This is a genomic window from Sphingobium sp. R-21 (assembly GCF_049913335.1).
Taxonomy (GTDB): Bacteria; Pseudomonadota; Alphaproteobacteria; order Sphingomonadales; family Sphingomonadaceae; genus Sphingobium.
This window is the reverse complement of the sequence record NZ_CP184375.1, coordinates 943,642-969,121: the sequence shown is the minus strand read 5'-3', so window position 1 is coordinate 969,121 and position 25,480 is coordinate 943,642. Positions and strand designations below refer to the sequence as shown.

General features: G+C 58.2%; 22 protein-coding genes. 15 read left to right on the top strand and 7 right to left on the bottom strand.

The genetic code is table 11. From position 1 onward, the window contains the following. Nucleotides 1–28: 28 nt before the first annotated feature. The 6 genes from ACN9MX_RS19025 (at nt 29) to ACN9MX_RS19000 (ending at nt 5,199) form a co-directional block, all read left to right on the top strand. A complete protein-coding gene (locus ACN9MX_RS19025) occupies nt 29–511 on the top strand; it encodes a VOC family protein (protein WP_363830206.1) in 483 nt (160 codons plus the stop codon). Nucleotides 512–639: 128 nt separating this feature from the next. After that, entirely contained in the window at nt 640–1,248 is a 609-nt protein-coding gene (locus tag ACN9MX_RS19020; RefSeq protein WP_363737105.1) for an amino acid synthesis family protein, read from the top strand. 29 nt (nt 1,249–1,277) lie between these two features. Next, nucleotides 1,278–2,165 carry an alpha/beta fold hydrolase gene (locus ACN9MX_RS19015; RefSeq protein WP_363737106.1) on the top strand — a complete coding sequence of 296 codons (888 nt, stop codon included), beginning with the start codon at nt 1,278–1,280 and terminating at the stop codon, nt 2,163–2,165. A 73-nt stretch (nt 2,166–2,238) separates the two neighbouring features. Further along, a complete protein-coding gene (locus tag ACN9MX_RS19010; RefSeq protein ID WP_363830203.1) occupies nt 2,239–3,795 on the top strand; it encodes an acetolactate synthase large subunit in 1,557 nt (518 codons plus the stop codon). Continuing rightward, nucleotides 3,792–4,592 (top strand): SDR family NAD(P)-dependent oxidoreductase, encoded by an 801-nt coding sequence (locus ACN9MX_RS19005; RefSeq protein WP_363830200.1) that lies wholly within the window; start codon nt 3,792–3,794, stop codon nt 4,590–4,592. Before ACN9MX_RS19010 ends, ACN9MX_RS19005 begins: the two co-directional genes overlap by 4 nt. Nucleotides 4,593–4,620: 28 nt before the next feature. Then, nucleotides 4,621–5,199, top strand: coding sequence for a cytochrome b (locus tag ACN9MX_RS19000; RefSeq protein ID WP_363830198.1), 579 nt, complete (start codon nt 4,621–4,623; stop codon nt 5,197–5,199). 104 nt (nt 5,200–5,303) lie between these two features. On the opposite strand, the gene ACN9MX_RS18995 is transcribed toward ACN9MX_RS19000, so the two are convergent. Both ACN9MX_RS18995 and ACN9MX_RS18990 read right to left on the bottom strand, forming a co-directional pair. Continuing rightward, nucleotides 5,304–5,678: a hypothetical protein gene (locus ACN9MX_RS18995; RefSeq protein WP_363737110.1), complete on the bottom strand. Its 375-nt coding sequence runs from the start codon at nt 5,676–5,678 to the stop codon at nt 5,304–5,306. Nucleotides 5,679–5,723: 45 nt separating this feature from the next. Next, the gene (locus ACN9MX_RS18990; RefSeq protein WP_426387679.1) at nt 5,724–6,959 is read right to left on the bottom strand and encodes a helix-turn-helix domain-containing protein; all 1,236 of its coding nucleotides are present in this window, start codon (nt 6,957–6,959) and stop codon (nt 5,724–5,726) included. A gap of 508 nt (nt 6,960–7,467) precedes the next feature. Here ACN9MX_RS18990 and ACN9MX_RS18985 point away from each other — a divergent pair. Further along, on the top strand, nt 7,468–8,676 hold the full coding sequence (locus tag ACN9MX_RS18985; protein WP_363756294.1) for an acyl-CoA dehydrogenase family protein: 1,209 nt from the start codon (nt 7,468–7,470) through the stop codon (nt 8,674–8,676). Between the two features lie 60 nt (nt 8,677–8,736). Continuing rightward, on the top strand, nt 8,737–10,233 hold the full coding sequence (locus tag ACN9MX_RS18980) for an NAD-dependent succinate-semialdehyde dehydrogenase (RefSeq protein WP_363830192.1): 1,497 nt from the start codon (nt 8,737–8,739) through the stop codon (nt 10,231–10,233). A 237-nt stretch (nt 10,234–10,470) separates the two neighbouring features. On the opposite strand, the gene ACN9MX_RS18975 is transcribed toward ACN9MX_RS18980, so the two are convergent. Next, the gene (locus ACN9MX_RS18975) at nt 10,471–12,540 is read right to left on the bottom strand and encodes a TonB-dependent receptor (RefSeq protein WP_414714652.1); all 2,070 of its coding nucleotides are present in this window, start codon (nt 12,538–12,540) and stop codon (nt 10,471–10,473) included. A 445-nt stretch (nt 12,541–12,985) separates the two neighbouring features. Here ACN9MX_RS18975 and ACN9MX_RS18970 point away from each other — a divergent pair, with 445 nt between their 5' ends. Together ACN9MX_RS18970 and ACN9MX_RS18965 are read left to right on the top strand one after the other, a co-directional pair. Continuing rightward, entirely contained in the window at nt 12,986–13,936 is a 951-nt protein-coding gene (locus ACN9MX_RS18970; protein WP_363830190.1) for a LysR family transcriptional regulator, read from the top strand. 183 nt (nt 13,937–14,119) lie between these two features. After that, entirely contained in the window at nt 14,120–15,427 is a 1,308-nt protein-coding gene (locus ACN9MX_RS18965; protein WP_363830188.1) for a hypothetical protein, read from the top strand. Nucleotides 15,428–15,529: 102 nt separating this feature from the next. On the opposite strand, the gene ACN9MX_RS18960 is transcribed toward ACN9MX_RS18965, so the two are convergent. The 3 genes from ACN9MX_RS18960 to ACN9MX_RS18950 form a co-directional block, all read right to left on the bottom strand. After that, nucleotides 15,530–16,804, bottom strand: coding sequence for a hypothetical protein (locus ACN9MX_RS18960; RefSeq protein WP_363737117.1), 1,275 nt, complete (start codon nt 16,802–16,804; stop codon nt 15,530–15,532). A gap of 82 nt (nt 16,805–16,886) precedes the next feature. Then, the gene (locus ACN9MX_RS18955) at nt 16,887–17,738 is read right to left on the bottom strand and encodes a hypothetical protein (RefSeq protein ID WP_363737118.1); all 852 of its coding nucleotides are present in this window, start codon (nt 17,736–17,738) and stop codon (nt 16,887–16,889) included. Next, nucleotides 17,728–18,093 carry a DUF6152 family protein gene (locus ACN9MX_RS18950; RefSeq protein ID WP_363737119.1) on the bottom strand — a complete coding sequence of 122 codons (366 nt, stop codon included), beginning with the start codon at nt 18,091–18,093 and terminating at the stop codon, nt 17,728–17,730. Before ACN9MX_RS18950 ends, ACN9MX_RS18955 begins: the two co-directional genes overlap by 11 nt. A gap of 478 nt (nt 18,094–18,571) precedes the next feature. On the opposite strand from ACN9MX_RS18950, the gene ACN9MX_RS18945 reads away from it, so the two are divergent. The 5 genes from ACN9MX_RS18945 (at nt 18,572) to ACN9MX_RS18925 (ending at nt 24,667) form a co-directional block, all read left to right on the top strand. Continuing rightward, nucleotides 18,572–20,926 (top strand): TonB-dependent receptor, encoded by a 2,355-nt coding sequence (locus tag ACN9MX_RS18945; protein ID WP_363830185.1) that lies wholly within the window; start codon nt 18,572–18,574, stop codon nt 20,924–20,926. Nucleotides 20,927–20,982: 56 nt separating this feature from the next. After that, nucleotides 20,983–21,348, top strand: coding sequence for a DUF6152 family protein (locus tag ACN9MX_RS18940; protein ID WP_363830182.1), 366 nt, complete (start codon nt 20,983–20,985; stop codon nt 21,346–21,348). 72 nt (nt 21,349–21,420) lie between these two features. Continuing rightward, a complete protein-coding gene (locus ACN9MX_RS18935; protein ID WP_363830179.1) occupies nt 21,421–22,188 on the top strand; it encodes a hypothetical protein in 768 nt (255 codons plus the stop codon). A 722-nt stretch (nt 22,189–22,910) separates the two neighbouring features. Further along, entirely contained in the window at nt 22,911–24,203 is a 1,293-nt protein-coding gene (locus ACN9MX_RS18930) for a tyrosine-type recombinase/integrase (RefSeq protein WP_426387678.1), read from the top strand. A gap of 77 nt (nt 24,204–24,280) precedes the next feature. Next, nucleotides 24,281–24,667, top strand: a complete 387-nt coding sequence (locus ACN9MX_RS18925) for a sigma factor-like helix-turn-helix DNA-binding protein (RefSeq protein WP_426387677.1) — start codon at nt 24,281–24,283, stop codon at nt 24,665–24,667. 24 nt (nt 24,668–24,691) lie between these two features. Here ACN9MX_RS18925 and ACN9MX_RS18920 read toward each other — a convergent pair whose 3' ends face one another. Continuing rightward, a complete protein-coding gene (locus ACN9MX_RS18920; protein ID WP_426387676.1) occupies nt 24,692–25,033 on the bottom strand; it encodes a helix-turn-helix domain-containing protein in 342 nt (113 codons plus the stop codon). Between the last annotated feature and the right edge of the window lie 447 nt (nt 25,034–25,480).

The window sequence follows — 25,480 nt, the reverse complement described above, 5'->3', positions numbered from 1 at the left end:
GTCCATGGAGACACAGAAGGAAGCTCTCATGTTCACTCCTAAAATCCGGCGCATCGCGCACCTCGTCCTCTATGTGAAAGATCCGGAAGCCTCCGCTGCCTGGTACAAGGACGTGCTCGGTATGGAGGTTGTCACCCGCATCAACGGCGGTCCCTATGAAGGCGGCATATTCCTCACCTTCGGGGTTCATGATCATGACATCGCACTTTTCCCCGCTCCTCCCGGCGCCACCAAGGGGCTGGAATTCGAGCATGTGGCTCTGGAGCTCGATAGTCAGCATAGCCTGGAGGATCTTCGCCGGGTCTATGCCACCTTCATCGAAAAGAAGGTGCGAATTCATGAAATTCTGAACCATGGAGTATCGGTGGGCATATATTTCCATGATCCCGATGGACATATGCTCGAAGTCGTCGCCCAGGTCGTCGCCCCTGCAGGTGGCGCGGCGATCGAGGAACTGGGCCGAAATGAAGGCCAAGCCGATCCGTTCGAGCTTTCTCCGCTCTACGACTAGCCCCGCCGCGCGCCGTCGCCCTCCTTCGCCGAGGCCGAGAGGCAAGCCTATCGCAGCGATACAGGCTGCCCACGTCCATGTCCGCGCGACAATATCATCGATCACAACAGGAAGGAATCATCGTTACCATGTCCGAGCGCCCGAGCAATTTCAACGGCCTGCACATTCGCAAGTGGTTCACCTATGAGGAAGAAACGCTGGCCATCGAAACTGGCCGGCTGGCCGATGGCGAACCGGTGGTCAAGATCGTGGTCGCCGCCGCCATCGCCAATCCCCATGCAGGAAAGTTCACCAATTCCTTCGACGAGGTGATCGCCGCATCCGAGCATCTGGGCATCGAATTCGGCCGCCGCATCCAGGAGCGCCTCGCCGGCCGAAAGGTCGAAAGCTATGGCAAGGCCGCCATTGTCGGTGCCAATGGCGAATATGAACATGGCAATGCATTCCTGACGACGAACTTCGCCAATCCCGTCCGCGAAGCCGTGGGCGGCGCAGAGGCGTGGGTACCCTCCACCGGAAAGCGCGGCGGTCCGGGTACCGAGATCGACATTCCGCTCGCCCACAAGGATGCGCTATATGTGCGCTCGCACTATGATACCTTCTCTGTCAGCTTCGGCGATGCGCCGAGCCCCGATGAAGTCGTCATCGCGATGGCAGTCGCCACTCGAGGCCGTCTGCACCCGCGCCTGGGTGGCCTCACTTCGGCTGAGGCCGTCGGCAAGGACGGCCTTCGCTGATTCCCCTCATCAGGTGATGGAATAAAACCATGCGAGAGACCGCGCCAGTCGCACCGCAGCCCCTTCCAGGCGAGCGTGTCGCCTTTCACGAGGGGAACGGCATCAAGCTTCGCGTCCGGGAATGGGGCGCCAAGGACGCCCCTGCCCTCGTGCTCCTGCACGGATTGCGAGGCTTTTCGGGGACCTGGCGCGGTCTCGCCGAACATCTGGCCGAGGATTATCGCCTCATCGCCATCGATCAGCGAGGTCGGGGCGAAAGCGATTGGGACCCGGGCCGAAACTATTATACCGATGCTTATCTGGACGACCTTGAGGCAGTGGTGGAAACGCTCGGTCTCCAGCGCTTCGCACTTCTAGGCCATTCGATGGGGGGGACCACGGCATATGTCTATGCGGCCAAGCACCCCGACCGCCTGTTCGCACTCATCATCGAGGACATTGCGCCTGGCGCCTCCATCCAGGGCGAAGGGGCTGAACGGATCAAGGCCGAAATGGCTGCACTACCGTCTGATTTCGAGAATTGGGACGCCGCTCGGGCTTATTGGCGCTCGGCACGGCCGACCGTCTCCACCGAAGCCCTTGAGCAGCGCCTTGCAGAGAGTCTGCGGGAAGCCCCCGATGGCAGGATCGCCTGGCAATATGATGCAAAAGGGATCAGCGAGACGCGCCTCCATCCCGATCCCCTGCGCGTCGTAGATCTCTGGCCGGTGATCGAGCGTATCGACACGCCGACATTGATCATTCGCGGAGAGCGTTCGGACTTCTGCGCGATGGAGGCTGTAACGGAAATGCAGCGCCGAAACGCGTATATCCAGTCGCTGACCGTCGCAGGCGCAAGCCACTATGTCCATGATGATGCGCCCGCTGCCTTCGTTCGGCACGTAAGGCGCTTTCTGTCCGCAACGCTGCGACCGTGACATTTGGTGCCGCGTGAATCGCCATGCGGTAATCTGAAAATTTTCCAGGCGAAATGAGAAGTTGGAGGAAATTGTGGCCGCAACAAATGGTGCGCATCTGCTGCTTGAAACGGCGCGCGATCTCGGCGTGGAAATCTGCTTCGCCAATCCCGGCACGACCGAGCTGACGCTCGTCGACGCGCTGGACAGTGTTCCCGAAATCCGGCCGGTGCTGGGCCTGTTCGAAGGCGTCTGCACCGGCGCGGCTGACGGCTATTCCCGTGTATCGGGCAAAACCGCCCTCACGCTTCTCCATCTTGGGCCGGGCTTTGCAAACGGGATTGCAAACCTCCACAATGCGCGCCGCGCCCGCTCTTCGATCATCAACCTGATCGGCGACCACGCGACGTGGCATTTGCCGTATGACGCGCCGCTCACCTCGGATATCGAATCCCTTGCCAGGCCGGTGTCCCAGGCGGTCATCCGCCTGGCCGATGTCGCGACCCTCAGCGCCGACGTGACCCATGCCGTCGCGCTGGCGATGAGTGCGCCGGGCAGCATCGTCACGCTCATCGCACCCACGGACATCATGGACGCACCGGCCGCTGCCAACAGATCGCCTGCGCTCGCGGCCAGGGAACAGTATCGCATTCCGTCACCCGACGAGATCGCCGACCGGGCAAAGGCCATCCCGGCTGACGCGGATGTCATTTTCCTTTTGGGCGGTAGCGGCGCTCTGCACGAAGGCGCGATCCGGGCCGCAGGGCGCGTGGCCGACAAGATCGGCGCACGGCTGCTCATGGAATCTTATCCGCGCATCGTTGATCTCGGCGGCGATCTGCCCCGCCTCGAACGTCTCGCCTATTTTCCCCAGGATGTGATCGCCCAGCTCGGCGATGCAACGATCGTCCTGGTCGGCGCAAAGACGCCGGTCAGCTATTTCGGCTATGAGGGACAACCGAGCCAGCTCGTCAGCGATGAGAAGCTGGTGATCCTTGCCGAGGACAATGAGTGCGGCGCCACCGCGCTGGAACTGCTTTACGAGCGTCTGAAGGAGCGCTCGTCTTCCCCTTCCAGCCCTCCGCCTTCCGCTCGAATCCGCAGCAACGACCTCACGCCAGACGAAATTGTCGAAGAACTGATCGTGCAGTTGCCCGAAGGCGCTATCATTTCCCTTGAAGGATCGACGCTGGGCGGCCCGTTCCTGCGCGAATCCTACCGTGCGGCGCGCCATCGCGTGATGACGAACACGGGCGGTGCGATCGGCCAGGGGCTTCCCTGCGCGGTAGGTGCCTCGCTGGGTGCGCCTGGCGCACGAATCGTCTCCCTGCAATCCGACGGAAGCGCCCAATATACGTTGCAGTCTCTCTGGACGATGGCTCGCGAGAACCTCCCCATCATCATCGTCATGGCCGCCAATCACCGCTACGGGATCCTGCAGACCGAACTGAAGCGGGCCGATGCTGACCTTAGCCTGCCCGCGATCGAGACGCTCACGCGCCTCGATAATCCCAAGACAGACTGGACGGCGCTGGCGCAAGGCTATGGCGTGGCAGCGATCCGGGCGACCAACTCGCAGGAATTCGCCGCAGCACTGAAGCGGGGGTTTTCGCATGACGGTCCCCTCCTCATTCAGGCCGAACTGCCATGAGCCACCTGCAACGGGATACCGATGTCCCCGTCGCCCTCATAACAGGGGGCAGCGGCGGCATAGGCTATGCGATTGCCGCGGTTCTAGCGCGCAAGACATTTGCCGTCGTCATCACGGCCCGCGACATGCAAAGGCTGGAAGACGCCGCCAGCCGGCTCAGGAAGAATAGCCAGGGTGTGATCGAGGCCCTGCATTCCGACGCGACCGATCAGAACTCTGTCGACCACCTGATCGCATCCGTCCTCGAGCGTTTCGGTCGTATCGACCTGCTGGTCAACTGCGCCGCCAGTACATCGAGCGTCTCGGGCGATGTCGCACAGATCGAGGTCGATGCCATTCTCGATGACCTCAATACCAAGGTCTGCGGCTATCTGCGCTACACCCGCGCCGTGACGCCCGCCATGACCAGCCAGCAGGCGGGACGGATCGTCAATATCGGCGGTCTGACCGGCCGTAATTCGGATACGTTGAGCGGGATGCGCAACGTCGCGGTTACGCATATGACCAAGGCCCTTTCCGATGCCTTGGGACCCAAGGGCATCACGGTCAACGCGCTTCACCCCGGCATCGTCCGGACCCCCCATCTTGACGAGCTCTTCGAAGAACTGGCCCATGACGGCCAATGCACGGTAGAGGATGTCGCAGAGGACTTCATCTCGCGCATTCCGCTGCGGCGCGTCATCGATGCCGAGGAGATCGGCGATGTCGTAGCCTTCCTGGCCTCCCCCGCCGGCGCTTCCATTACGGGCGAATCGATCGCCATCGACGGGGGTTTTTCGCGCGGCATTTATCTTTAACGGGGTCCACAAAACAGGAAGACAAGAGATGGAAGAGACGGAGCAGCCCAGGACTGGGGAAAGCGTAGTCGATCGTTACCCCCCCTCCCTCCGGCTCCTTCATTGGACGCGCGCCGTGCTGATCCTGGGCCTTATCATCGTGGGGTGGACCATGACGTCCCTTGCGGATGAAGTCCCCGCCAAATATGGCATCTTCTATCCTTGGCATAAATCCTTCGGACTGCTTGCCTTTCTCGTCGTTGTCGTCCAGCTCATCATACGCGCCCGGACGCCTGATTTGCCCGAACCGCCAGAGGCACTCACGCGCGGTGAGCGGTTTCTCGCCAAGTTCGTGCATCGTGCCATATATGTGCTTCTCGTGCTCGTGCCCGTGATGGGCTATTCCATGTCGAGCACCTATACGATGAGCGATGGCGTCTTTTTCTTCGGTACCAACCTGCCCGAATTGCTCCCGAAGAATGACAATTGGTTCGCCGTCTTCCAATGGCTTCACAAGGTGCTAGCCTATAGCTTGCTGGGATTGATTGCACTCCATGTCGCCGGCGCCATAAAACACCGCTTCTTCGATCGCACGCGTGCGGGCGATGTGCTGCACCGCATGCTTTGAACCGGAGAAACGATGGCCCAGCCTTCTGAACCTGGGCATGATCGCGGCCCTAAACCGGCCGCAATGTCACACGGCAATGAAGCATGGGCTACTGAGGGGCACCGTCATTGCGGCTCGACCTCCCTCAACCAGCTATCCGCTTCGTGGAATGCCGAGAAAATGACGCAATTTTCCATTTGCTTCAGAGTACGGTGCACTTGCATGCGCAAAAGCGCCTGAGGGATGACCATCGCATTGCGGCTGATCGGCCTGCCGATACACAGATCGACGAAACGCTTGTTCAGTTCAACGACTTCCTGGGATTGCGCACCCCATTCCGAAAGATCGTCCAACAGCGTAAAGGAGCTCCCGGCAGCCATCGCACGGTCAAGCGCCTCTTCGAAAATTGCTTGCGCTTGCAGAGCCTCCGCTACGGACCAGAAACCTTTGTAGCGCAAGTGAAGCCGCCGCGTAGCCGGGTCGAGTGTATAATGGAGCATCGGTCGGCCTTCCCTGAGAAATGCCTCGTCGGGCGTTGCAAGAGATCAGTCTGTCCCTCTGCGGCGCTCCGCGAGCGAAGCGGTCTGGGGGTCTGAATCGGGGAACTGCTGGTCTGGAAATTGACGGGTCCAAACATTTGTAGCCGTCAGGCGACGGGCGAGCAGCAATGCGCTGTCGACGTTCATGTTGCCGATCGAACGCACCCGGAACAGCGCTTCGAAGGGCCCCTGCCCTCCCAAGCGCTTTTGCAGTACCTCCAGCTGCCCCGGATCCGCACTGACCTCAGCCATCTGCATGACCGCCGCATCGCGGGTCCCCGCGATGACGAGGATGGCATTGCCCGAGGGCCCAGGCAGGCTCGCCATATAGCCGATATCGATCTGTGGTTTGGTCTCTCCATCGAACGGACCCCAATTGGCAATATAGTGCTTGCCTGTGGCCCGATCGATCAGCTCATCATAGGTCGCCCCGACTTCGAAGCCGGACGCCTCGAACAGCGGATCGCGCAATATCCCCAGACCACTGAGAAGCCCGACATAGATGACGTTCGATTTTCGCATGAGATCGGGATTCAAATGGGACATGGCGATGACGCTGGACCGAGGCTTGGCCCGATCGGCATTCTTCACCGCCGGAATGATGTCGTTCAAAGCGGAAGCAACGCTGATCGGCATGTAATTGAGATTGACGTCGGTGTAGCGCCCGAAGTCCTCGGGATGACTCATCAGATATATTTCAAGATCTTCCTTGGAATTGATCGAGAAGTCGCGCACAAGATGGATTACTCGCCCACGCGCCTGTTCGCCGATCAGGTAATGGTCGCCCGCCACCACCAGATTAGTGGCGTCATTTTCTGCGAACGGACGCCAGAGAAAACTGTCCGCCAATGGGGCAGATTGTCGATCGCGATGGTCCTTCCAGACCCAGAGCGCAATATTGAGCAGGGACACGAGAGCAATGATACAGAGCAGGCGTCGATGTTCCCGGACGGCGTGAACAGCCCGCCATGCCATCGCTGGCGGACGGGGTGGGTTTAACTCCGCGGGATCGCTCAGCAGGATGCGATATTCACCCTTTGGGATGATGAGGCGCGCGCCCGGACGGTCAGCGTAAACATCGTCCAGCTTGCCGCGCAGCCTGTGCATGTAGACCCGGACGGTCGAATCCTGCCCGCCGTCCTCGGGCGTGCGCTTCGCGAAAACGGCATGGAAGATCTCCATCTCTTTTGGCGCTTGTCCCGCCATCGTGCGTTCAAGCAGATAATCGAACAGCTTGACCATCGTATCTGATCGAGCCGAGGTGATTTTGGGCCTGACAAGCGCCGCCTCGTTGCAAAGCGCTTCGAATTCCTTGCCGGTTTCAGACGCCACGCATGCTACCCAGGTTTCTGAGCCGCTTGGTACCCTTTTCCGACACACCAATCTCCAGAAAGCTTTGGCTCGGCTTGGAATTTGAACCCTCCAGGTCGAAATCCACGGTGATCACGCCCTCCCCGGTTTCATCCGCGCACCAACCCCATCGCGCCTTTGCGGTAACAATATGAGGGAAATATCTAAGATTGTAAACTTTCCTGCTGCGGAGTGAGGGGAATGCAATTGCAGATGGGCATTTCGGCGGGTGCCAGCCCTGAGATGGTCGCGATGTTGGGGACGTTTACCGCAAACTCCCTTTGCCGCCCAGGCAGCGACGCGCAACAGTATTGCATTTCGTAAACAGTATGGCATAATATCGACATAGCGTTGCTATTTTTCAATTACGATCGAAACATATCAGCTAAAGAGGATTGCCATGGGCCACGCTGCGTTGCAGCCGTCGCGGAACGAAGCGAGCGACGATCTTGCCAATCTACTGCGCGAACGCGCCCGGAACCTCGTTCCGGTCCTTCGCGAGCGCGAAGCCGCCGCAAATGCCGGCGGCCAAGTTCCTCCTGAAACCATCGAGGATTTCGAGCAGGCCGGCTTTTTCAAGATTCTCCAGCCCGCCCGCTATGGCGGTTATGAATTGTCGCCCAAAATCTACTGCGATGTGACGCGCATCCTCGCAGAGGGCTGCATGAGCAGCGCCTGGGTCTATGGCGTTGTCGCCGTCCATAATTGGCAACTGGCCTTGTTCGACGAGCGGGCCGCGGAGGATGTCTGGGGGGAAGATAAATCGGTCCGCCTCAGCTCGTCGCAGATGCCGGCGGGTAAGGTGATGCGCGTCGAGGGCGGCTTTCGCCTCAGTGGCCATTGGGCCTTCTCCAGTGGATCAGCCCATTGCAAGTGGGTGATACTGGGCGGCATGGCGCCGGCAGGCGAAGGCGAAAAGCCCGAAGCGCTTCATTTCCTCGTTCCACGTCCCGATTACCGCATCGTCGAAAACTGGGACGTGATGGGCCTTCGCGCGACCGGCAGCAACGACATCGTCGTCGAGGACGTCTTTGTGCCCGAGTATCGCGCGATCAGCGAACATTCCATGTTCATGCTCGATTGTCCCGGCCATGTCGCACATCCCGCGCCCCTGTACAAAATCCCGTTCGCGCAGCTGTTCAACCGGACCGTCGCGATCACCTCATTGGGCGCTCTCAAGCGTGCAGTGGAAGTATTCATCGACAATACCCGCGCAAAACGTGCGACCTATACTGGCTTGCGACTGGCGAACGACCCCTCGATCCAGCAAGCCGTGGTGGAGGCCCAGCGTACGCTCGACGAGCTCGAACTCGTCCTCGATCGGGATCTGAACGAGTTGACACGCCGCGCTGAAAATAATGACTGGCCGATCGAACGGCGCGCCGAACTGGCCGTATCGACGACGATGACCGTGAGCCGTTGCGTCACGGAAGTCGACAAGCTGATGCAGTTTAGCGGCGGCAAGGCGATCTACAGGGGCAATGCCATGCAGCGTGCCTTCCTTGATATTCACTGCGCGCGTGCGCATGCGATGAATAATCCGCTCCCCTATGCCCGCAATCTCGCGGCCGTCTATTTCGGCTTTCCCAATGATTGCGAGGATGTCTGACGATCGCCGCCTGCCTTCGGCATGAGAAAGGCGCGCAATCCCAAGATTCGAGGTAATATCATGACCGTTACTGACGCGCTCCGGGCTGAATCAGGTCCCGCGCTCATCCCGTCGCTGCAGGGCATCGATCTTCTTCGTTCGGCCTCCTACATCGGTGGGAATTGGCTGACCGGGTCCAAATCCATCGCGGTCGACAACCCGGCCACTGGGGAGATCATCGGCCATGTGCCCGATCTTGGCGAGGCTGAAGCCACCGAAGCTGTCGATGCCGCCGAGAAAGCCTTTGCGGGATGGAAGACGCGCACAGGCAAGGAGCGCGGCAAGATCTTGCGGCGCTGGGGCGAGCTCATCACGGAAAACAAGGACAACCTTGCCCGCATCCTGACAGCCGAACAAGGCAAACCGCTCTCCGAGGCGCGGGACGAAGTGGACTATGCCGCATCCTATCTCGAATGGTTTGCCGAGGAGGCCCGTCGCATCGACGGCGATGTGCTGACACCCCACCGGTCCGATCGACGGATCATGGTGGTTCGCCAGCCCATCGGTGTCGTCGCTGCCATCACGCCTTGGAATTTTCCGCTCGCCATGATCACGCGCAAGGCGGGCCCAGCTTTGGCGGTCGGCTGCACCATGGTTCTGAAGCCCGCCGGCTTCACGCCCTTCTCCGCTCTGGCTTTGGCAAAGCTTGGCGAGGATGCCGGCATTCCTGCCGGCGTCTTTAACGTCATCACCGGGAACGCGCAGGCGATCGGCAACGTCCTCACCAGCGATCAGCGGGTGCGCAAGCTCACTTTCACGGGCTCCACCGCGGTGGGCAAGAGGCTGGCCGCGCAGTGCATGCAGACGGTCAAGCGCCTGTCCCTTGAACTGGGCGGCAACGCGCCCTTCATCGTTTTCGATGATGCTGATCTCGATGCCGCGGTCGAAGGCGCCCTCGTCTCCAAGTTCCGCAATACTGGCCAGACCTGTGTCTGCACCAACCGCTTCCTCGTTCAGGACGGCATCTATGATGAATTTGCGCGAAAACTGGCAGCGCGTGTTGGCCAGTTTGTCGTGGGTGATGGCCTTGCCGGACCCAGCGACCAGGGGCCGCTTATCAATGATCAGGCGGTCGCCGATGTCGCGGCCCATGTGGCGGATGCAGTGAAGCGCGGCGCCAGGATCCTGACGGGCGGTGACAGGATCAAGGGCGGAGGCTCGTTCTTTGCGCCTACCGTCCTGATCGATGTATCCCATGATGCTCTCATGTGCAGCGAAGAGACATTTGGTCCTCTCGCTGGCCTGATACGATTCAAGGACGAGGCTGAAGCGATCAAGCTTGCCAATGACACCACGGCAGGCCTCGCATCCTATCTGTTCACGCGCGATCTGGAGCGTATCTGGCGTGTTTCGGAAGGACTGGAATATGGCATGGTCGGGGTCAACACCGGCCTGATCTCCACCGAGATTGCGCCTTTCGGCGGCGTCAAGGAGTCGGGCTTTGGCCGCGAAGGCTCGAAATATGGGGTCGACGACTATCTGGAGATGAAGACGATCTGCCTTTCCGTCGGCAACTGATCGCCCGGCCCTTAAGTCAGCCCTGCCTTGCCGCGCGCAAGGCGGGGCTTCCTCCTTCCCACGATCCGCTGAATTCGCACCGTCGAAGGATTCTTGACCTGCACCCTCTCATCAGCAAGTTCATTCTCATTCCTCCCCGTTCCGATGTGATCCTTCTCCCGCATGGCTTTGTTCGGCGCGCCGAGGAGCAAGAGATCGGCCCTCCGAAGAACAGGAAGACATCCTCCTGTAAAATTTTCAGAAACTGTATTTTACGCCCAGACGTAACGTTCGCGGCTCTACGACACGGCTCAGCCGTCCTTCGACAGGCCCGGCATCGTAGCCAGGAATATAGGACTCGTAATAATAGGCGATGTCTTTGTCTCGACTGTTCAGAACGTTGAGAAGTTCGCCGTAAATTTCGAGATTGCGGGGTTTCCATGCCACCCTGGCGTTAACCACCGTGCTCCCTTTATCGCGAACGCTGTTGTCCTCGATCAGCGCATAGGGGCCGAGATGGCGAAGACGCGCGCTTGCAACCCACCCCTTGAATACCGCTGACACGCCCGCCGACGCGGCGTTTTCGAAAGCGTTGGGAATATGGTCGCCATTGTCGTAGCGCGAATGGCTTGCCGTGTAATTGCCGTCGATAGCGAGCCATGGGGTCGGCCGCCAAAAGGCCACCAGTTCGTAGCCGCGACGCCGACTGGCGCCTGTTGGCTCCACCGCATTGGAATCGCCGACAAACCGCAACTCGCTGCCGACATCGAGCCAGAAATAGGTTGCCGTCAGGCTGAACGGCCCATGCTGGAGCCGAGCACCGATCTCCTTGCCGGTGCCTCGCACCAGCACCGGGACAGGCGACGCGCTATTGACCGCGCCGCGGACGTCATTCGAATGAAAACCGCGCCCCAGATTGACGTAGAATTCGAGGATTGGCGCGGGGGAATAGGCAAGCGCGATTTTCGGAGAAACAAGGGTTGCGTGCCCGCTTCCTTCTCCCAGAGCCAGGGCTTCGGCATCCTTCGCACGTACCGAGTAACCATAATGATCGCCACGTAGCCCGGCGATCACGCGAAGGCCGGGCAACGGCCGGAGTGTCGCTTCACCGAACAGCGCGAGCGATCCCTCCTTCACGCGGTAGACGCCGAGGGATTTGACGAAGCGCCGCTGATCAGTGTGGTGCACACCAACAGTACCAATGTCGTCGAAACGATTCTCCGTTCCCACCGTCAGGTCGAGCCAGGGCAGCAGTGTCAAATCCTTGCGCGCATCCAGACCGACAATGAAACGCTTGTCGAACTGATCAATCTGGGCGCTGCTGCCATCTGCGTTGGCATAGGTGGGATTGGAGGTCATCTCCCAATCATAGAATTGCCCATGGAGATTGGCCGACCACCCGTTGCCGCTTGCGCGGACAGCAGCCACCAACCGCGTCGTTCGTCCCCTCGCCGAGGGGTCCGGAGAACAAAAGACATCCGCGCATGACGCCGATCCGACGATCCGTTCCGGAATCTGTTCCGTCGGCCGCCAAGTGGCGTGATAGGCGTGCAGCGTAAAATCCAGCCTGCCAAAGCCCGTAGTGACGAGATATTTGCCGAAGCCCGAAAGATGTCGGAGCTTCTCCGCTTCCTGCCATGGCCCATCATACATCTTGTACTGGCCAACGAGCGTTAAGCTGTTCCCGCCAACATCGATCGAGCCGCCTCCGGCAAGACGCCGCCAGCCATAAGACCCCCCCTCTATCGATACCCATGGCGCGGCATAGCGATCGATCGTCGTCAGATAGGCCGCGCCCGCAAGGGCAAAATCACCTCCGTCGGCTCGATAGGGACCTTTTCGATAATCTTCGCGGTCGACGATTTCGGGAATCAGCCCGTTAAGATCGAGATAGCCCTGCCCATGACCGTGCGAACGCAGGTTCATCTGAACGCCATCGATATAGGTCGTGAAATCCGACCCATGGTCGAGGTTGAAGCCACGCAGGAAATATTGATTGGCCTTGCCGCTTCCGGAATGCTGGGCCGCGATCATGCCTGGAACCGATTCGAGCAGTTCGGCAACCCTGACCAGCGGACGGATGAGAAGGTCGGAGCCAGAGACGCTGCCTTCACTCGCCGCTCCAGCGGAGCCGATCTTGTTCTCGCCGCGACCGAAGACCACGATCGCGCTTCCGTCTCGATCCCCGGACTTGTCCTGCTCGCTCGGGGCCCCTTCATCCCTCAAGGGCGAGAGAGCCGCTTGGGTATCCTCTTCATGGGCAAAAGCAGGCAGGGCAGCCACCGCCAATGCAGCGGAGGCGAAAATGGGAAGTTGCGAATGTTTCAATGATCACCTGTCAGCGCGTGGTCGAAGCCTTTCCTACTTTGCTGCAGCAACCGCACGCGTCTCGTTGTTTACGGTTTGTAACGGTGTCGATCGCGTTTCCCTCTTGCACAAGTTCGGAGGAAATCGTCGCACCCACCCGCGATCTGAAGGCGATTTTTGCCCGTTATCCGCAACAGATGCTTGCTGCTGAGGGAACTGTTACCTACAGTAAACTCTCAAAAAACGAGAGGCACCAGCCCGGCGGCCCGGTTTGCAAGAGAGGAGATTGCACGGCGTGACTCTGAGTAACAACTGAAACAATCTCTCGGATGCCACGATCGCAATGTCGCCGAGAGAGTCTGCAAGGAATCGGCGAACCGCACGCATTGAGCGCTATTCGCTCACGAGGACACCCGGCGCAACTCAATGAAATATTCAGCATTGCAAGAGGACAGAAGGTTTTAAGATGGACGACAAGCTGGATATCGGCAACGCGATCGCAATGATGTCGTTTGCGGCGGTAGTGAGCTCCGGCAGCTTTTCTGCCGCTGCCAAGACATTGGGCTATTCCAAGGCCGCGGTCAGCCGGCAGATCTCGCGGCTCGAGGCGACGATCGGATTGAAGTTGCTCGATCGCACTACTCGTACCGTGACGCTGACGCCGTCAGGCAAGGAGATGTACGCCCGCTGCGCGCGGATCGTCGACGAGGTGAGCGAGGCCAATCAGGTCATCTCCGGAATGCTGTCAAAGCCTCGTGGCGATCTGAAGGTGAATGCGCCCGTTGTCGCTTCCCTTTTCAACGTCACCCAAATCATTCCGCGATTCTTGCAGGAATATCCGGACGTCCGGCTGATCATGAACCTGTCGGACACGAGGGCCGATCTGCTCAAGGGCAAGTTCGACGTCGCCTTCTGGGTGGGGGACACCTATGATCCAGATCTGGATTCGGTAAAGCTGCGCGATTATGAAATGGCCCTGGTAGCTTCGGCCGATTATCTGGACGCAAACGGCAGGCCGGCTTCCGCCGCAGATCTCAAGGAGCATCCGTGCATCCTGGAAACTCACTTGTCCAAGCTTGGCGAGTGGCGGTTATCGTCCGACGAGATCGTTTCCGTCAGCCGCGGCTCGCTCGCATCCAACAGCGTCAGGATGACGCGGGAAGCAACCTTGGCGGGAATGGGTATTTCCTATCTTCCGCGGTTCCTTATCGAGGATGACATCAGTTCCGGCGCTCTGGAGGTCATTCTTTCCGACATTGTTTCCGAACGGCTGCCGCTCTACCTCATCTTCCCCAAGGGCAGTTATCAGCTCGCAAAAGTCAAAGCTTTTGTCGATTTTTTCTCGCAGGAGATCATGACCACTGCCAAAGCCAAGAGGAAACGGAAAAGCGGCATACCCCTGGCACGGGCCATATAGCTGATTTTGATGTCGATAGTCTTTGCACCTGCAGTGTTACACGATCCCATGAACTCTCCCTCTCCCAAGGTGAGGAGAAGAGTGCTCTTTTCAGGCGTGTCTCCGCATCCCCCGGCGTGGAATTCGGCGCTGATGGCTGCGCAATTATGAAACGCGGCGCGATCGAGGGTAGCGGACAAGCATTTGAAAAGCTCCATCCCCTTCGGCCCGGCTGACGTGGAATTGAAACGGCTCCTAGCCGAACGGGCCGCGCAATTTCGAGCGACCCTGATAGGGGAGAGCCGTTCCGCAACTCTCGTCCACTTGTTTGACTATCTGCTCGAAAGGTCTGGCGATCCGCGCCCACCCAAGGAGATCGAAGTCGCGATGGCGGTGTTCGGCAAAAGCGCCGAGTTCGACACCTCCCAGGACTCGACCGTGCGGGTCCATGTCCACCGCCTTCGCCAGCGGCTCGAAAGTTGCAATGCCGGAAAGAGCGGCCCATTGCTGCAAATCCCCAAGGGGGAATATCGTCTGCTGTTGGCCGATGGGCCCGAAAGCCTGGATGACGCCGCCACGTTTCCCGACCTGCGGAGACCTCACTCCAGGCAAAAGTGGTTATGGGCGGCAATCGCAATCTGTTCTTTGGCTACCCTGGCGCTGTGGACGACATTGTTCCTGGCCAGTGGCCGTGGAAGTCCAGTCAACCTGCCCCTCAGCCAAACCTCTTTCTGGAAACCCGTCGCGACACACAAGCGATTGCCGCTAATCGCGGCGGGTGATTTCTATATGGTCGTCGAGAGCGGACAGGATGGCAAAATCGAACGCCTTTCCATGCGCCCGACAATCCGCTCCGGGCGCGACCTTGACAATTATCTGACAATGCATCCCGATCAATACAGCAAGTTGCGGGACCGTGATATCCGCCGTGTCCCGGCGAAAGTTGCGACAGGCGCTGCGGCGCTTCTGCCGCTGATCGCATCAGTGCGAGCCGACGGAGGCATGCCCGATATTGTTCCAGTCTCTCAGATTTCCCAAGAAACCATCGATTCAGACGATATCATCTACATTGAGCACTTCTCAGAGCTGGGCATGCTGAGATCTGCTGTGCTCGGCCAGTCCCGCTTTGCGCCTGGTCCTGATCCTGACGAGGTAACGGACCTGCCCTCCGGCAGAATTTTCAGGGTGCGCCCAGCTATCGAGAAATCCTTCGATGAAAATATGCCGTCCAGCGACCCCTATGGCTATGATTATGGCTATATCGCCAGCTATCCTGGGCCCTCCGGCAACCAGATACTTGTGATTTCAGGTATTGATGATACGGCGCTGTCTCAAATGGTCAAGCTTGTATCAGACAAACGACAACTCGATCTGCTGTCACGCAAGACTGGCGGCGCGAAAGCGTTTGAAGCGCTCTATCAGATTCGCACGGCAGGTGGACTGATATTCGACACCAGCATCGTGATCGCACGGGCCTTGGATGCCGGCACACGCAAAGCGCCCTCTTCCTAGAGCATGTTCAAGTTGACCGTTACGGTCGACGGCTCGGAAAATGCGGTATCAAAAGACCAGAGCGTTTCCGCTCATAGTGACAACGCTCGAGGGCGCGCCCGATTATTCATCACGCTTCGTTTTGTCCCACATCCGTTGTGAATCGATTGGCCTCGCAATCAGCAACCTGCTGCCATAGCTTCGATTGAACATCGTGCGGACTTGGTAGAGAGCTTCGAAGGACCGCAAGTTTCCGCCAAGGCGCTGGCGCAACTCCTCCACCATTTTTGCGTCCATGACGACATTGGCCATCTGCGCGGCACCGGCATCTCCCGTTCCTGACAGGATCAGTATCTGGTTACCGGAAGGGCCAGGATAGCTGGCGACATAACCATAATCTCGCCGGGGGACAATCCTGTCGTCCAGCAAATAGGGACTGTCGGACAGGAATCGCCGCCCGGACAATGTGTCGATCAGCTCATAACAGGTCGTACCACAACGGAACTTCGAAGCCTGAAACAACGGATTGCTCAGCAAAGGAGAAATTGCATCAAGCGCCCCGAGATAGATGATTCCGGACGACCTCAGCATATCGGGATTGAGTTCGGATGTTGTAACCGGCCGCGACGACACATTTGCAAGAAAAGATGAAATATGGCTAACCGGGCTCAAAACATCTGAACTTACCGAATAGAGATCTTCATTATTAAAGATGTTCCGCATCTCCACATTTTTTGCGATATACGCATAAAATGTATCGGATGATTCTATCGAAAGATCCTGCACAACCTCATCGGAGTTATCCGATTTCTGCTTTCTCACAAACATGAAATAGTCGCCCATGACGATTAATGGAGGATTTTTCTCTCCACTAAAAGAGCGCCAAAGTTCTGAACGGCCAAGGGAATCACCCGAGCCCAGGACATGGCTGAAATACAGCAGGGCCAGCAGGGCATTTATGAGCAATAATAGCGATAGGGCTGCCGCTATCAGACCGAGACCTTGGCGGGGCACTCCCGATGACTCGGCAACCGGTGTGGCTTCCTCGCCCCCAATGCTGGGCGTTTCGAGGACAAGACCATATTCACCCTGCCGAATGGTCAGGCGTGCACCGGGTTTGTCGACATAGAAGAGGTCCAGTTTCTTGCGCAGTCGATAGACGCCGACCCGGACCCTGGAACCCTGATGCCCCGGTTCACTCGAACCCTCCTGAAACACCTCTTCGGCAATTTCCGCTTCTCTGGGCCGGCGCCCTCCGATGGACTGCTGCAACAGAAAATCGAAAAGCCGAAGCAAGGTATCCGATCGGTTCGAGGCGATAAAGCTCCGCACCCGGCGACCTTCTTCCGCCAAAGCGCGGGCCATTACCTCGGAAACTGAGCTATCTTCGATCGTCATTCACCATTTCGTCTGGCGCTCGCCTGTTCCTCGGTAGGCTACCCGGATTTCGACCGAAATCAAACGCCATGCCCTCGGCTGCTCATTTGAGACCCATGGATACGGTGCCGTCCGAGTTGATCACGTCGAGCCGGTGATCGCACACATATTCAGGAATTCGATAGGCGCGGTTGCGCTTATACTCCCAGCTGAAACTATATGGTGTCTTGAGATATTCCGGATCCTCGACGGAGACATCCAGCCGCAGCATATCGGGTGCGATCAGGCGATATCGCTCGGTAATCGTCATCGCATCGCTGTGAGGAATATCGTAGAACTGGAGGTCCTTCTGCACGCCGCGCGTTTCGACGACCAGCATGTCCCCTTCCCAGTGGCCAGACGAGAAACCGAAATAGGACGGTGCTAGATCGTCGGGGGCGGGGAAAGGCGCATCGAGATAGATGCGGCGCGTCTGCATGAAAAGCTCCGCCAGCACGGTGATCTGCCCCGGATTTTGCAGGATCTGGATAGGATAAATCCCCTCCATGATGCCAGGCGTGCCCTCGGGAAGGCAACGCGTGCTGGCGTCGACCAGAGGTGTGCCCGCTGTCAGCCCGGCTTGACGCTTGTTGCGAATGGCTCTCCACTCGCTTGCATAGGGCTCTTTCAACTCTGGGCCCTTGCCAGGCGGCGGCGTCAGCTTTGTTTCGTCATCGTCCAGAAACGGGCCGGGATACCGTTCCCAGACACCTGAGATGTCCGGCTCTGCCTTCACGCTCGCGACTGCCGCCGGCCTGGCGGGCATGGGCGCAGCAAGTGCGACGCCGCCGCATACCCATGTCAGCGTGGCGGTCAATGCGAAAGTCAGCCCACCTGGATGGCCTAAACGCATCAGCTGTTCCGTTCTTCCTCGCTTGGCTTGCCCCTTGGGAGGCATCTGGTGTTCACCACGCATCCAGTTTGCTCCCATTGGGCAGGGTGGCGACCTTCAGTGCGCCGCCGGGCTTGCCATTGCGCAGCGGGTAGAAGCTGACGTTGATCCTGTCCCCCGGTTTCAGCGAATTGAACTTCCAGCCCGTCTTTGACATGTTGGACGGACTGCCGCATTCCAGCGTGTAAGTGGTCTCATCCTTTTTAATGACCACGAATACATGCGGGTTTGCCCATTGAAATTGCGCGACGGACACCCCCTTGAGTTCGGAAGTCCTGGTCTGATCAAACATCGAAAAGGAATGATGCGCCGCCAAAGGTTGACCGAGTGCAAGAAGGCTGGCGCCAAGAACACCGGCACGGATTCTGATTTTAGACATTCACGGATATCTCCTTGATCGACGAGCGGCCGCGCCAAATTGCTCTGCATGGTTCGATCGCCGCTTGATCGATTGCCTTCCGGGGCTATCGGCCGATCGGGTTTGGTTCAATTTACCCAGCCGCCCAAACAGCCGGTGAGCCTCGCAACGTAACGGAACATTGCACCGGCGGAAGTACAAAGGGGTCGCGAAACCGTTAAACGGGCACTGCGCAGGGTAACAACCTCCAATCACGCCAACCCTCCTTGCCCTCCACCGGAAATCTGCGGGCAACCTTCAAGCCAACGGCAGTCCGACGCGGGTTTCCGGTAACGTTACAGCCAGGATCTGAACGTTTCGGAACAGTGTTACACTGGTCTGTTTTGTTTACTTTCCGATAACAAACTACACAAATTGCAGAATGTGTTGCCGATAGGAAACGCTGCGCACTGCAACGAGCGGGCGCGAATAGCATCATGCAAACGGGGAAAGAGGGACCATGAAATATTCCAAAGTTCGGACGATGCCATCAGGATATGGCATCGTCACAGGCAGGGCCGCAGGGTCGCTACCTTTTGGAGTCCTTCTTCTTGCCGGCTCGGCGCTGGCATTGCCCGTTGAGTCTGCGCATGCACAGGAGAACAGTGCAAGGAAGGGCGAATATCAGGAGGCAGTGAGCGTCCCGGAAATCATCGTCTCGGCCCGCCGCAGGGACGAAGCGCTGACCAACGTCCCTGCCTCCATCACCGCTTATTCTTCCGACTTCCTCGAAAAGCAGAATATTCAGACGTTCACCGACTATGCGACCAAAGTGCCCAATTTAAGCTTCCAATATGGGCAAGGCGGCAACCTGCTCTGGAGCGGCGATCGTCAAACCACGATCAGGGGCGTGGTCGGCAATGACACCACTGCTTATTACATCAACGATACGCCCGTCCCGGCATCTGTAAGTCCCCAAACGTTGAATCTGGAACGCATCGAAGTCTTGAAGGGGCCACAGGGAACGCTGTTCGGCGCCAGCTCCATGGGTGGCACGCTTCGATTCATCACGAAAAGGGCCTCGCTTAACGAAACAAGCGGCGCTGTGCAGGTGCAGGGCGGCGCTACCCGCAATGGCGGATTCGATTTCGACGGTAGCGCCATGGTGAACGCCGCCCTCGTTCCGGACCGGATCGCCCTGGACGTGGCGCTAGGCTATACACGGGAATCGGGCTTCATCACGCGGCGGTTTCCGGACGCGGCCTCCGGCGAACTCGTTTCAAAAAAAGGTCAGGGACGTAACGACACCTATACGGGTTCCGTTACGTTGCGCGTAAAGCTGACGGAGGACTTGGAAGCGACAATCAACGGCATCGGGCAGACCAGCAAGCTGCACGGCTTTCCCGCCAGCTACGTACCGCTTCCCGCTTACAGACCGCTGTCCTACACGGTGGAACGCGACCGCGATGTGCAGGAATATTCAAAGGATCGCTGGGGTATCGCGTCGCTGGTGTTGAATTATGCAGGTGACGGCTTCTCGGTGATATCGTCGAGCAGCTATTTCAAGCGCAAGATCCGGGAACTGGAAGACAATACGGAAGGTACGAACCAATATTTCGAACAGGATGAAGGCATCGATCTGGGACGACCGGCCTTCCATGTCACCAGCCTTTCCAAAGAGCGGCGCCTGACGCAGGAAGTGCGGCTTTCGTTCGACCAGGGCACGATATTGCCGGATCTTTCCGGCATCGTCGGCCTCTTCCACCAGAATCAACGCTCCTATTCGATTGCGCCGGGCATTTTCGTTCAGGAAATGGAAGACGCGGGCTTGATTCCTCCCTATTTGAGCTCAGCCAGCGCAGATACACGCAAGATCGACACCGCCTTCTTTGGCGAAGTCTATTACGAGTTGGCGCCCAGGCTCACCATGACGCTGGGGCTACGAAAATATTGGGTAACCCAGAACACCGCCGCCAGCACCGACACCGGATTTATCTATGGTGAAACGGGCATGTCGGAAAATCCTGCGGTGCACAACACGGAGACGGGCCTGGTGCCGAAGGCCGTGCTTTCCTACGAGATCGGCGACCGCGGCAACATTTATGCCTCGGTGTCCAAGGGATTTCGTTCTGGGGGCCGACAGGCGCGTCTGCCCGATTTCTGCGGGGATGATCTTGCCAGGCTGGGACTCACGGTAGACGATATTGGACAGTATAAGTCCGACACACTGTGGAGCTATGAAGTCGGTGCCAAAAGCCGCTTGGCTGGCGGCAGGCTGAGCGCGTCAGCCGCCGCATTTCGAATGGACTGGTCTGACATACAACAGGCCACCCTGCTCCCGATCTGCGGAATATCGTTTACCACGAACGCCGGCAAAGCTCGGATAAACGGCGCGGAGATCGAAATTTCCGGCAAGCCCTTTGCCGAGGTGCCTCTGTCAATCCAGCTTGGCCTCGGTCACACCGACGCAATCCTCAAGGACCCGGGCGTTCTGCCGCAGGCGCCGAATAGCCGCCTGGGCCTGGTCCCGAACTGGACCGGCACCATTTCCGGATATTATGAAGCGCCGGTCAATGACGATGTCAGCCTGTTCGTCGCCGCAGACTATAGCTACACCAGCTCGACCAAGGTTCCCGATGGCGAGGGCGGCTTTCTCTCGCGGCAACCGATCGACATGGTCAATGGCAATCTTGGTCTGAATATCGGCCATTCGCAGATTCTGATCTACGTCAAGAATCTGTTGGATAAGCGATTGAATTATGGGGACCAGCCATCTTCGTCATTCGATCGGCGGGATGAAAATGATCAGCGCCTGCCTCGTGGCGTGGTCAGCCGCCCACGCCAGATCGGCGTGCAGTATCAGCTGAATTTTTGATTTCCACTGGGTCACGGGATGGTGCCGCCGTCCCTGCTCTCGACCAAGGAACGGATATGAAATCGCTTGTAAAATGGATGGCGCCTGCGTCTCTGGCAGCGGCCATCATCCCACTCCCTGCCCTGGGCCATCATTCTTTCGCCATGTTTGACCAAAGGACGGAGACCAGACTTAAGAGCTTGGTCGTGACACGTTTCGAATGGACCAATCCGCATGTCTTCGTCATCGGGACTGCCGGTTCCACCACCTATACGCTCGAATGCAGCAGCCCCAATCTCATGGGGCATCAGGGCTGGAAGCACAACACGCTGACGCCCGGAACCAGGATTGACGTCGCCTTCTATCCTCTACGCAACGGCAAGCCTGGCGGGATGTTGAAGACCGTCACGCTGCCGGGCGGCAAATCGATGAGCGCATGGTGAACGCGCCACCTATGGATCGAGCGCCGGCGCGTCGACGCTTCCCCCAAATTCGTCCATGAAGGGAGCAATCCGATGAAATGCTCTTCCCCTCGCCTTGGCATCCTGCGATCTGCGATCGTGCTCGTCGCCTGTGCCCTGACAATGCCTGCCATTGCGGGCATTCCAAACATCAGCGGGGTATGGAATCACTATCCTCCATTGCCCGGAACCTTTTCAGGTCAACCGAACCCTCCGGAATGGGATCCGGGCGAACCGCCGCTCAGAGAGCCATATAAGACGCAATGGCACCAGCTACAGGAAAAGCTGGCCGCCGCGGAAGCCGCGGGCCATCCGCTGCCCGACGATAGCGCCCTTTGCCGGCCCGACGGAACCCCCATGATCATGTGGGCGCACTACGCACTGCAAATTCTGCAAAATCCTGATCTCAGGCAGATCACGGTGCTCTCCGAATTCATGGCGCAAACCCGGCGCATTTATCTCGATGAAGATCTGCCGCCGATCGACAGCATAGATCCGGGTTATCTCGGCTACTCGGTGGCGCGATGGAACGGCGATGTTCTCGAGGTCACCACGGCGGGAATCCGCGAAGACGTAAAGTTCATGGACATTCCCCATTCCAAGAACATGATAGTCAGGGAAAGGATATTCATGGACGCCGAAAAATTTCTGATAGATGAAGTGTCGATTGAGGATCCCCAATATCTCTCAGAATATTATAATTTCAAGTTCATGTACAAAAAGGAGCCCCTTTCGTACAAGATCTCTGAATATGTCTGCGATAACCAACGTTCGATCATATTGCCTGATGGCAGCCTGGGCATGGCGGTGGAAACACCATAGAGTCGTGATGATAGTTGCATGAATCGCTTGGCCATGCCGCGAGACATCGTGCTATGATTTAGAGCCTGCCTTGAATCTCATGCGAGGCGAAAACTTCGGGTCAGCCCAGATAGGTTCGCACTGCTCTTGACCGGCTTGCACGTATCGAGCGGGATCCTAACTCGATAACCATGGTGGTCGCCCCCTATCTTTCGGAGCAGTCCCGCGTGCGGCTGACATTTCCGGCGCGAGTCGTCCATAGCGCATTGCCGAGGACGCCGCCGCGCTGAACAAACCATCCCGACCGGGAATTGCGCTAGGTGGTCTCGTCAAACTAGCGGCGCCGCGATCAAACGTCATCTTGCGGGTTAAATGCCGTCTGGGCTTCTCGATCCGAGGGAAACGGCAGCAAGAAAGTGGCCGATGCCGTTCGCCGGACAGGATCGTTCCCAATTTTAAGGCGGAATACCCAAATCCCAGAAAAATCGAGTGATTTCAAAGAGAAATGGTGGAGCCGAGGTCGCCCCCATTGGACATTTTAACCCATTGAAATGGCAGGGGAAAACTTGCCAAAACCCTTGATTCTGCTATATAAAATCAAGGCCATTTGTTCAGAAACGTTCAAATCCGTTCAAATCTGTTCGCACACATACGCGCTGAAATTTGGCCCCAATTTAGGTCCCGGATGGGGCTCAAATATTTGGCCCAAATTAGGCCCTGGCTAGGTGTGAGGCAGATTAAGAATGAGCAGGTCGATACACAAACTAAAAGCGCGACGGCTGGAAACGCTCAGCACGCCAGGTTGGTATGGTGATGGAGGTGGCCTCTGGCTCCGGATTAAGACCAACGGCTCCAAAAGCTGGAAGTTCATTTGGAACCGCGACAAGGTTCGACGTGAAATGGGTCTGGGCTCCTACACTGCCTATACGCTCGACGACGCCAGAGAGATGGCGGCAGCGGCCAGAAATTTACTGAAAGAGGGACATGATCCCATCGAGTTGCGTCAGGCGGAAAAGGAGGAGGAAAAAGTCGAGCGCGAAAAAGCGAAGCAGGAGGCGCAGCCAGTGGCTGGCCCCCCAACGTTTCTTGAGTACGCCAAGAAATATATTGCCGCCCATGAGGGCGGTTGGTCCAACGCGAAGCATATCTGGCAGTGGACCAACTCGCTGGAGAAGCACGCAAAGGGGATTCGCGACATCCCGGTTGATAAGATCTCCCCACAGGATGTCGCGGAAGCGCTAAAACCCAGTTGGACGACGTTCGCTGAAACTGCCGGTCGGGTCAGAGGGCGAATAGAAAACGTTCTCGACGCTGCCAAGGCGGAGGGGCACATTCAAAGCCCTTGGGAAAACCCGGCAAGATGGAAGGGCAACCTCCAATTTCTCCTGCCAAAGCGGAAGCGCCTCGTTACCGGGCACCATGCAGCGATCCCGTATGAGGACATGCCGGAGTTCTTCGAAGCCCTGCAAAAGAGGGAAGCCCCGACAGCCCGCGCCCTCGAAATGACAGTCCTTTGCGCGACGCGGACCAGTGAAACCTTGCTCGCCCGCTGGCGCGAGGTGGACCTGGATCGCCGCATTTGGACCATTCCGGCTGAACGGATGAAGATGCGGATCGAGCACCGGGTACCTTTGTCGCATGCAGCAGTCGCGGTGCTCAAGGCGGTTGCAACCGGCAAGCCATGCAAGCCCAACGACTATATTTTTCCCGGTCAGAGGCCCGATAGCCCATTGTCGCAAATGGCGATGCCATTGCTTATGCGACGGATGAATCTCGGGCAGTTCACTGTTCATGGCATGCGCAGTAGCTTTCGCGATTACATGGGCGATGAGACCGATCATGCGGAAACCGTCATTGAGCATGCATTAGCGCATCAGGTGGGAAGCTCGGTCACCCGGGCGTACCGCAGAAAGGATGCCTTTGAAAAGCGGAAGTCGGTGATGGCCGATTGGGCCGACTATCTTCAGGGAAGATCAAAAAATGTCGCGGAGACCGGGCAACATGCTGACGCGCAAAACCTAGATGAGGTAGCCTGATGCGGTCAGAGCTTCCACCGGCCCGGCTAGGAATTTTCCAACATTTCAGATAGGTTAGCTGCCTTCTGGAGGTTTGCATGACAGATGTGGAGGCCCGGCGCGCGTTCGTTCTGACCCGACGAAAGTCTGGCGTAACCTTCAGAGAAATCGGCCGAGAACTCGGGATTTCCCCGAGTCGCGCCTCCCAGCTCCACGCTGCGGCGGTGGAAGCTCTCGAGCGCATACCGCCCGATGTCTACGTGACATCTGAGACACCCCTCTGCGAGCTTCCCCTGAATTGGCAGACTCGCCAAATTCTGGCACAGGAGCCAAGCCTAATGGTCGGCCAATATCTGGCTATCGATGAACCCGACAGGCCTTCACATATCTTGCGCCTCTTCCGATTTGGGCGACGCCACCTCAATGAGTTGGAGACATTTCTCAAATCAGACGCCGCCCTTATGGCACGGGCGCGTTTGGGATAGCCACGCGATTCGGATTTTTGACTTTCATCTCGACCCTGAGGGGCCACCATTCGCGTATCGTTCAACAAATGCTTCAAGGCTGGTCATCGTAATGAGCACCGATCCGTCCAGCTTTATTGTCCTTAGCTCCCCGCGTTTGATCAGCGTGTAGATTTTTGTGCGTCCGACCCCGAGCATCTGGGCTGCCACCATGATCCTGACGCAGAACGGTTGCATTACCGCCTTTCCCTCGAACGGGGCCACCTCGATCGGCACCTCAATGGGCGGCGGCTTCTTCGGCAAGATCCTATTCCGCGAAGCGCGACGCATCAGCATGTTGATCGCGCGATCCTCATTCCCCTGATTGCCATTATCAGTTCCCGACATGACGATCGCCCTCCAGGAAGATGAAAGAACCAAACCGCCTGACCAGTTTCGCCGCAACGAGGCCCGCATAGCGTCGTTGCCGCCAATCGGTTGGGCTATGATAGGCACCCACGGCTTTCCAATAATCATGCGTCGCCGATAGTTCAGACAGGAATATCCATCGCGCCGCCTGGACATTGAAGCAGGGCTCATGGGTGAGCCAGGCACGGACCTGTCCCGGTGGTCGGTCGATCATCGCCGCCAGTTTGGGAACCCACCAACTATTTATCTGAAGCGGCCCCAAATCGTGGCTCCCGTCGCTATTTGCGATTTCCGCACCGATCCAACCGCTCTCCTGATCTCTCAACCCCCAAAGCGTTCGCTCAAGCCAGGGCCGACCATGGGCGGCCTGCCGAATGCACTGCCCAATCCTGCTCTCATGATCCGGCGGGAGGTGAGGCCGAGCAT

What these genes read in the sequence shown, in the direction of transcription:
- ACN9MX_RS19025 (WP_363830206.1), top strand. Translation starts at nt 29, where the DNA reads ATGTTCACTCCTAAAATCCGGCGCATCGCGCACCTCGTCCTCTATGTG.
- ACN9MX_RS19020 (WP_363737105.1), top strand. Translation starts at nt 640, where the DNA reads ATGTCCGAGCGCCCGAGCAATTTCAACGGCCTGCACATTCGCAAGTGG.
- ACN9MX_RS19015 (WP_363737106.1), top strand. Translation starts at nt 1,278, where the DNA reads ATGCGAGAGACCGCGCCAGTCGCACCGCAGCCCCTTCCAGGCGAGCGT.
- ACN9MX_RS19005 (WP_363830200.1), top strand. Translation starts at nt 3,792, where the DNA reads ATGAGCCACCTGCAACGGGATACCGATGTCCCCGTCGCCCTCATAACA.
- ACN9MX_RS19000 (WP_363830198.1), top strand. Translation starts at nt 4,621, where the DNA reads ATGGAAGAGACGGAGCAGCCCAGGACTGGGGAAAGCGTAGTCGATCGT.
- ACN9MX_RS18995 (WP_363737110.1), bottom strand. Translation starts at nt 5,678, where the DNA reads ATGCTCCATTATACACTCGACCCGGCTACGCGGCGGCTTCACTTGCGC.
- ACN9MX_RS18990 (WP_426387679.1), bottom strand. Translation starts at nt 6,959, where the DNA reads ATGGTCAAGCTGTTCGATTATCTGCTTGAACGCACGATGGCGGGACAA.
- ACN9MX_RS18985 (WP_363756294.1), top strand. Translation starts at nt 7,468, where the DNA reads ATGGGCCACGCTGCGTTGCAGCCGTCGCGGAACGAAGCGAGCGACGAT.
- ACN9MX_RS18980 (WP_363830192.1), top strand. Translation starts at nt 8,737, where the DNA reads ATGACCGTTACTGACGCGCTCCGGGCTGAATCAGGTCCCGCGCTCATC.
- ACN9MX_RS18970 (WP_363830190.1), top strand. Translation starts at nt 12,986, where the DNA reads ATGGACGACAAGCTGGATATCGGCAACGCGATCGCAATGATGTCGTTT.
- ACN9MX_RS18960 (WP_363737117.1), bottom strand. Translation starts at nt 16,804, where the DNA reads ATGACGATCGAAGATAGCTCAGTTTCCGAGGTAATGGCCCGCGCTTTG.
- ACN9MX_RS18955 (WP_363737118.1), bottom strand. Translation starts at nt 17,738, where the DNA reads ATGCGTGGTGAACACCAGATGCCTCCCAAGGGGCAAGCCAAGCGAGGA.
- ACN9MX_RS18950 (WP_363737119.1), bottom strand. Translation starts at nt 18,093, where the DNA reads ATGTCTAAAATCAGAATCCGTGCCGGTGTTCTTGGCGCCAGCCTTCTT.
- ACN9MX_RS18945 (WP_363830185.1), top strand. Translation starts at nt 18,572, where the DNA reads ATGAAATATTCCAAAGTTCGGACGATGCCATCAGGATATGGCATCGTC.
- ACN9MX_RS18940 (WP_363830182.1), top strand. Translation starts at nt 20,983, where the DNA reads ATGAAATCGCTTGTAAAATGGATGGCGCCTGCGTCTCTGGCAGCGGCC.
- ACN9MX_RS18935 (WP_363830179.1), top strand. Translation starts at nt 21,421, where the DNA reads ATGAAATGCTCTTCCCCTCGCCTTGGCATCCTGCGATCTGCGATCGTG.
- ACN9MX_RS18930 (WP_426387678.1), top strand. Translation starts at nt 22,911, where the DNA reads ATGAGCAGGTCGATACACAAACTAAAAGCGCGACGGCTGGAAACGCTC.
- ACN9MX_RS18925 (WP_426387677.1), top strand. Translation starts at nt 24,281, where the DNA reads ATGACAGATGTGGAGGCCCGGCGCGCGTTCGTTCTGACCCGACGAAAG.
- ACN9MX_RS18920 (WP_426387676.1), bottom strand. Translation starts at nt 25,033, where the DNA reads ATGTCGGGAACTGATAATGGCAATCAGGGGAATGAGGATCGCGCGATC.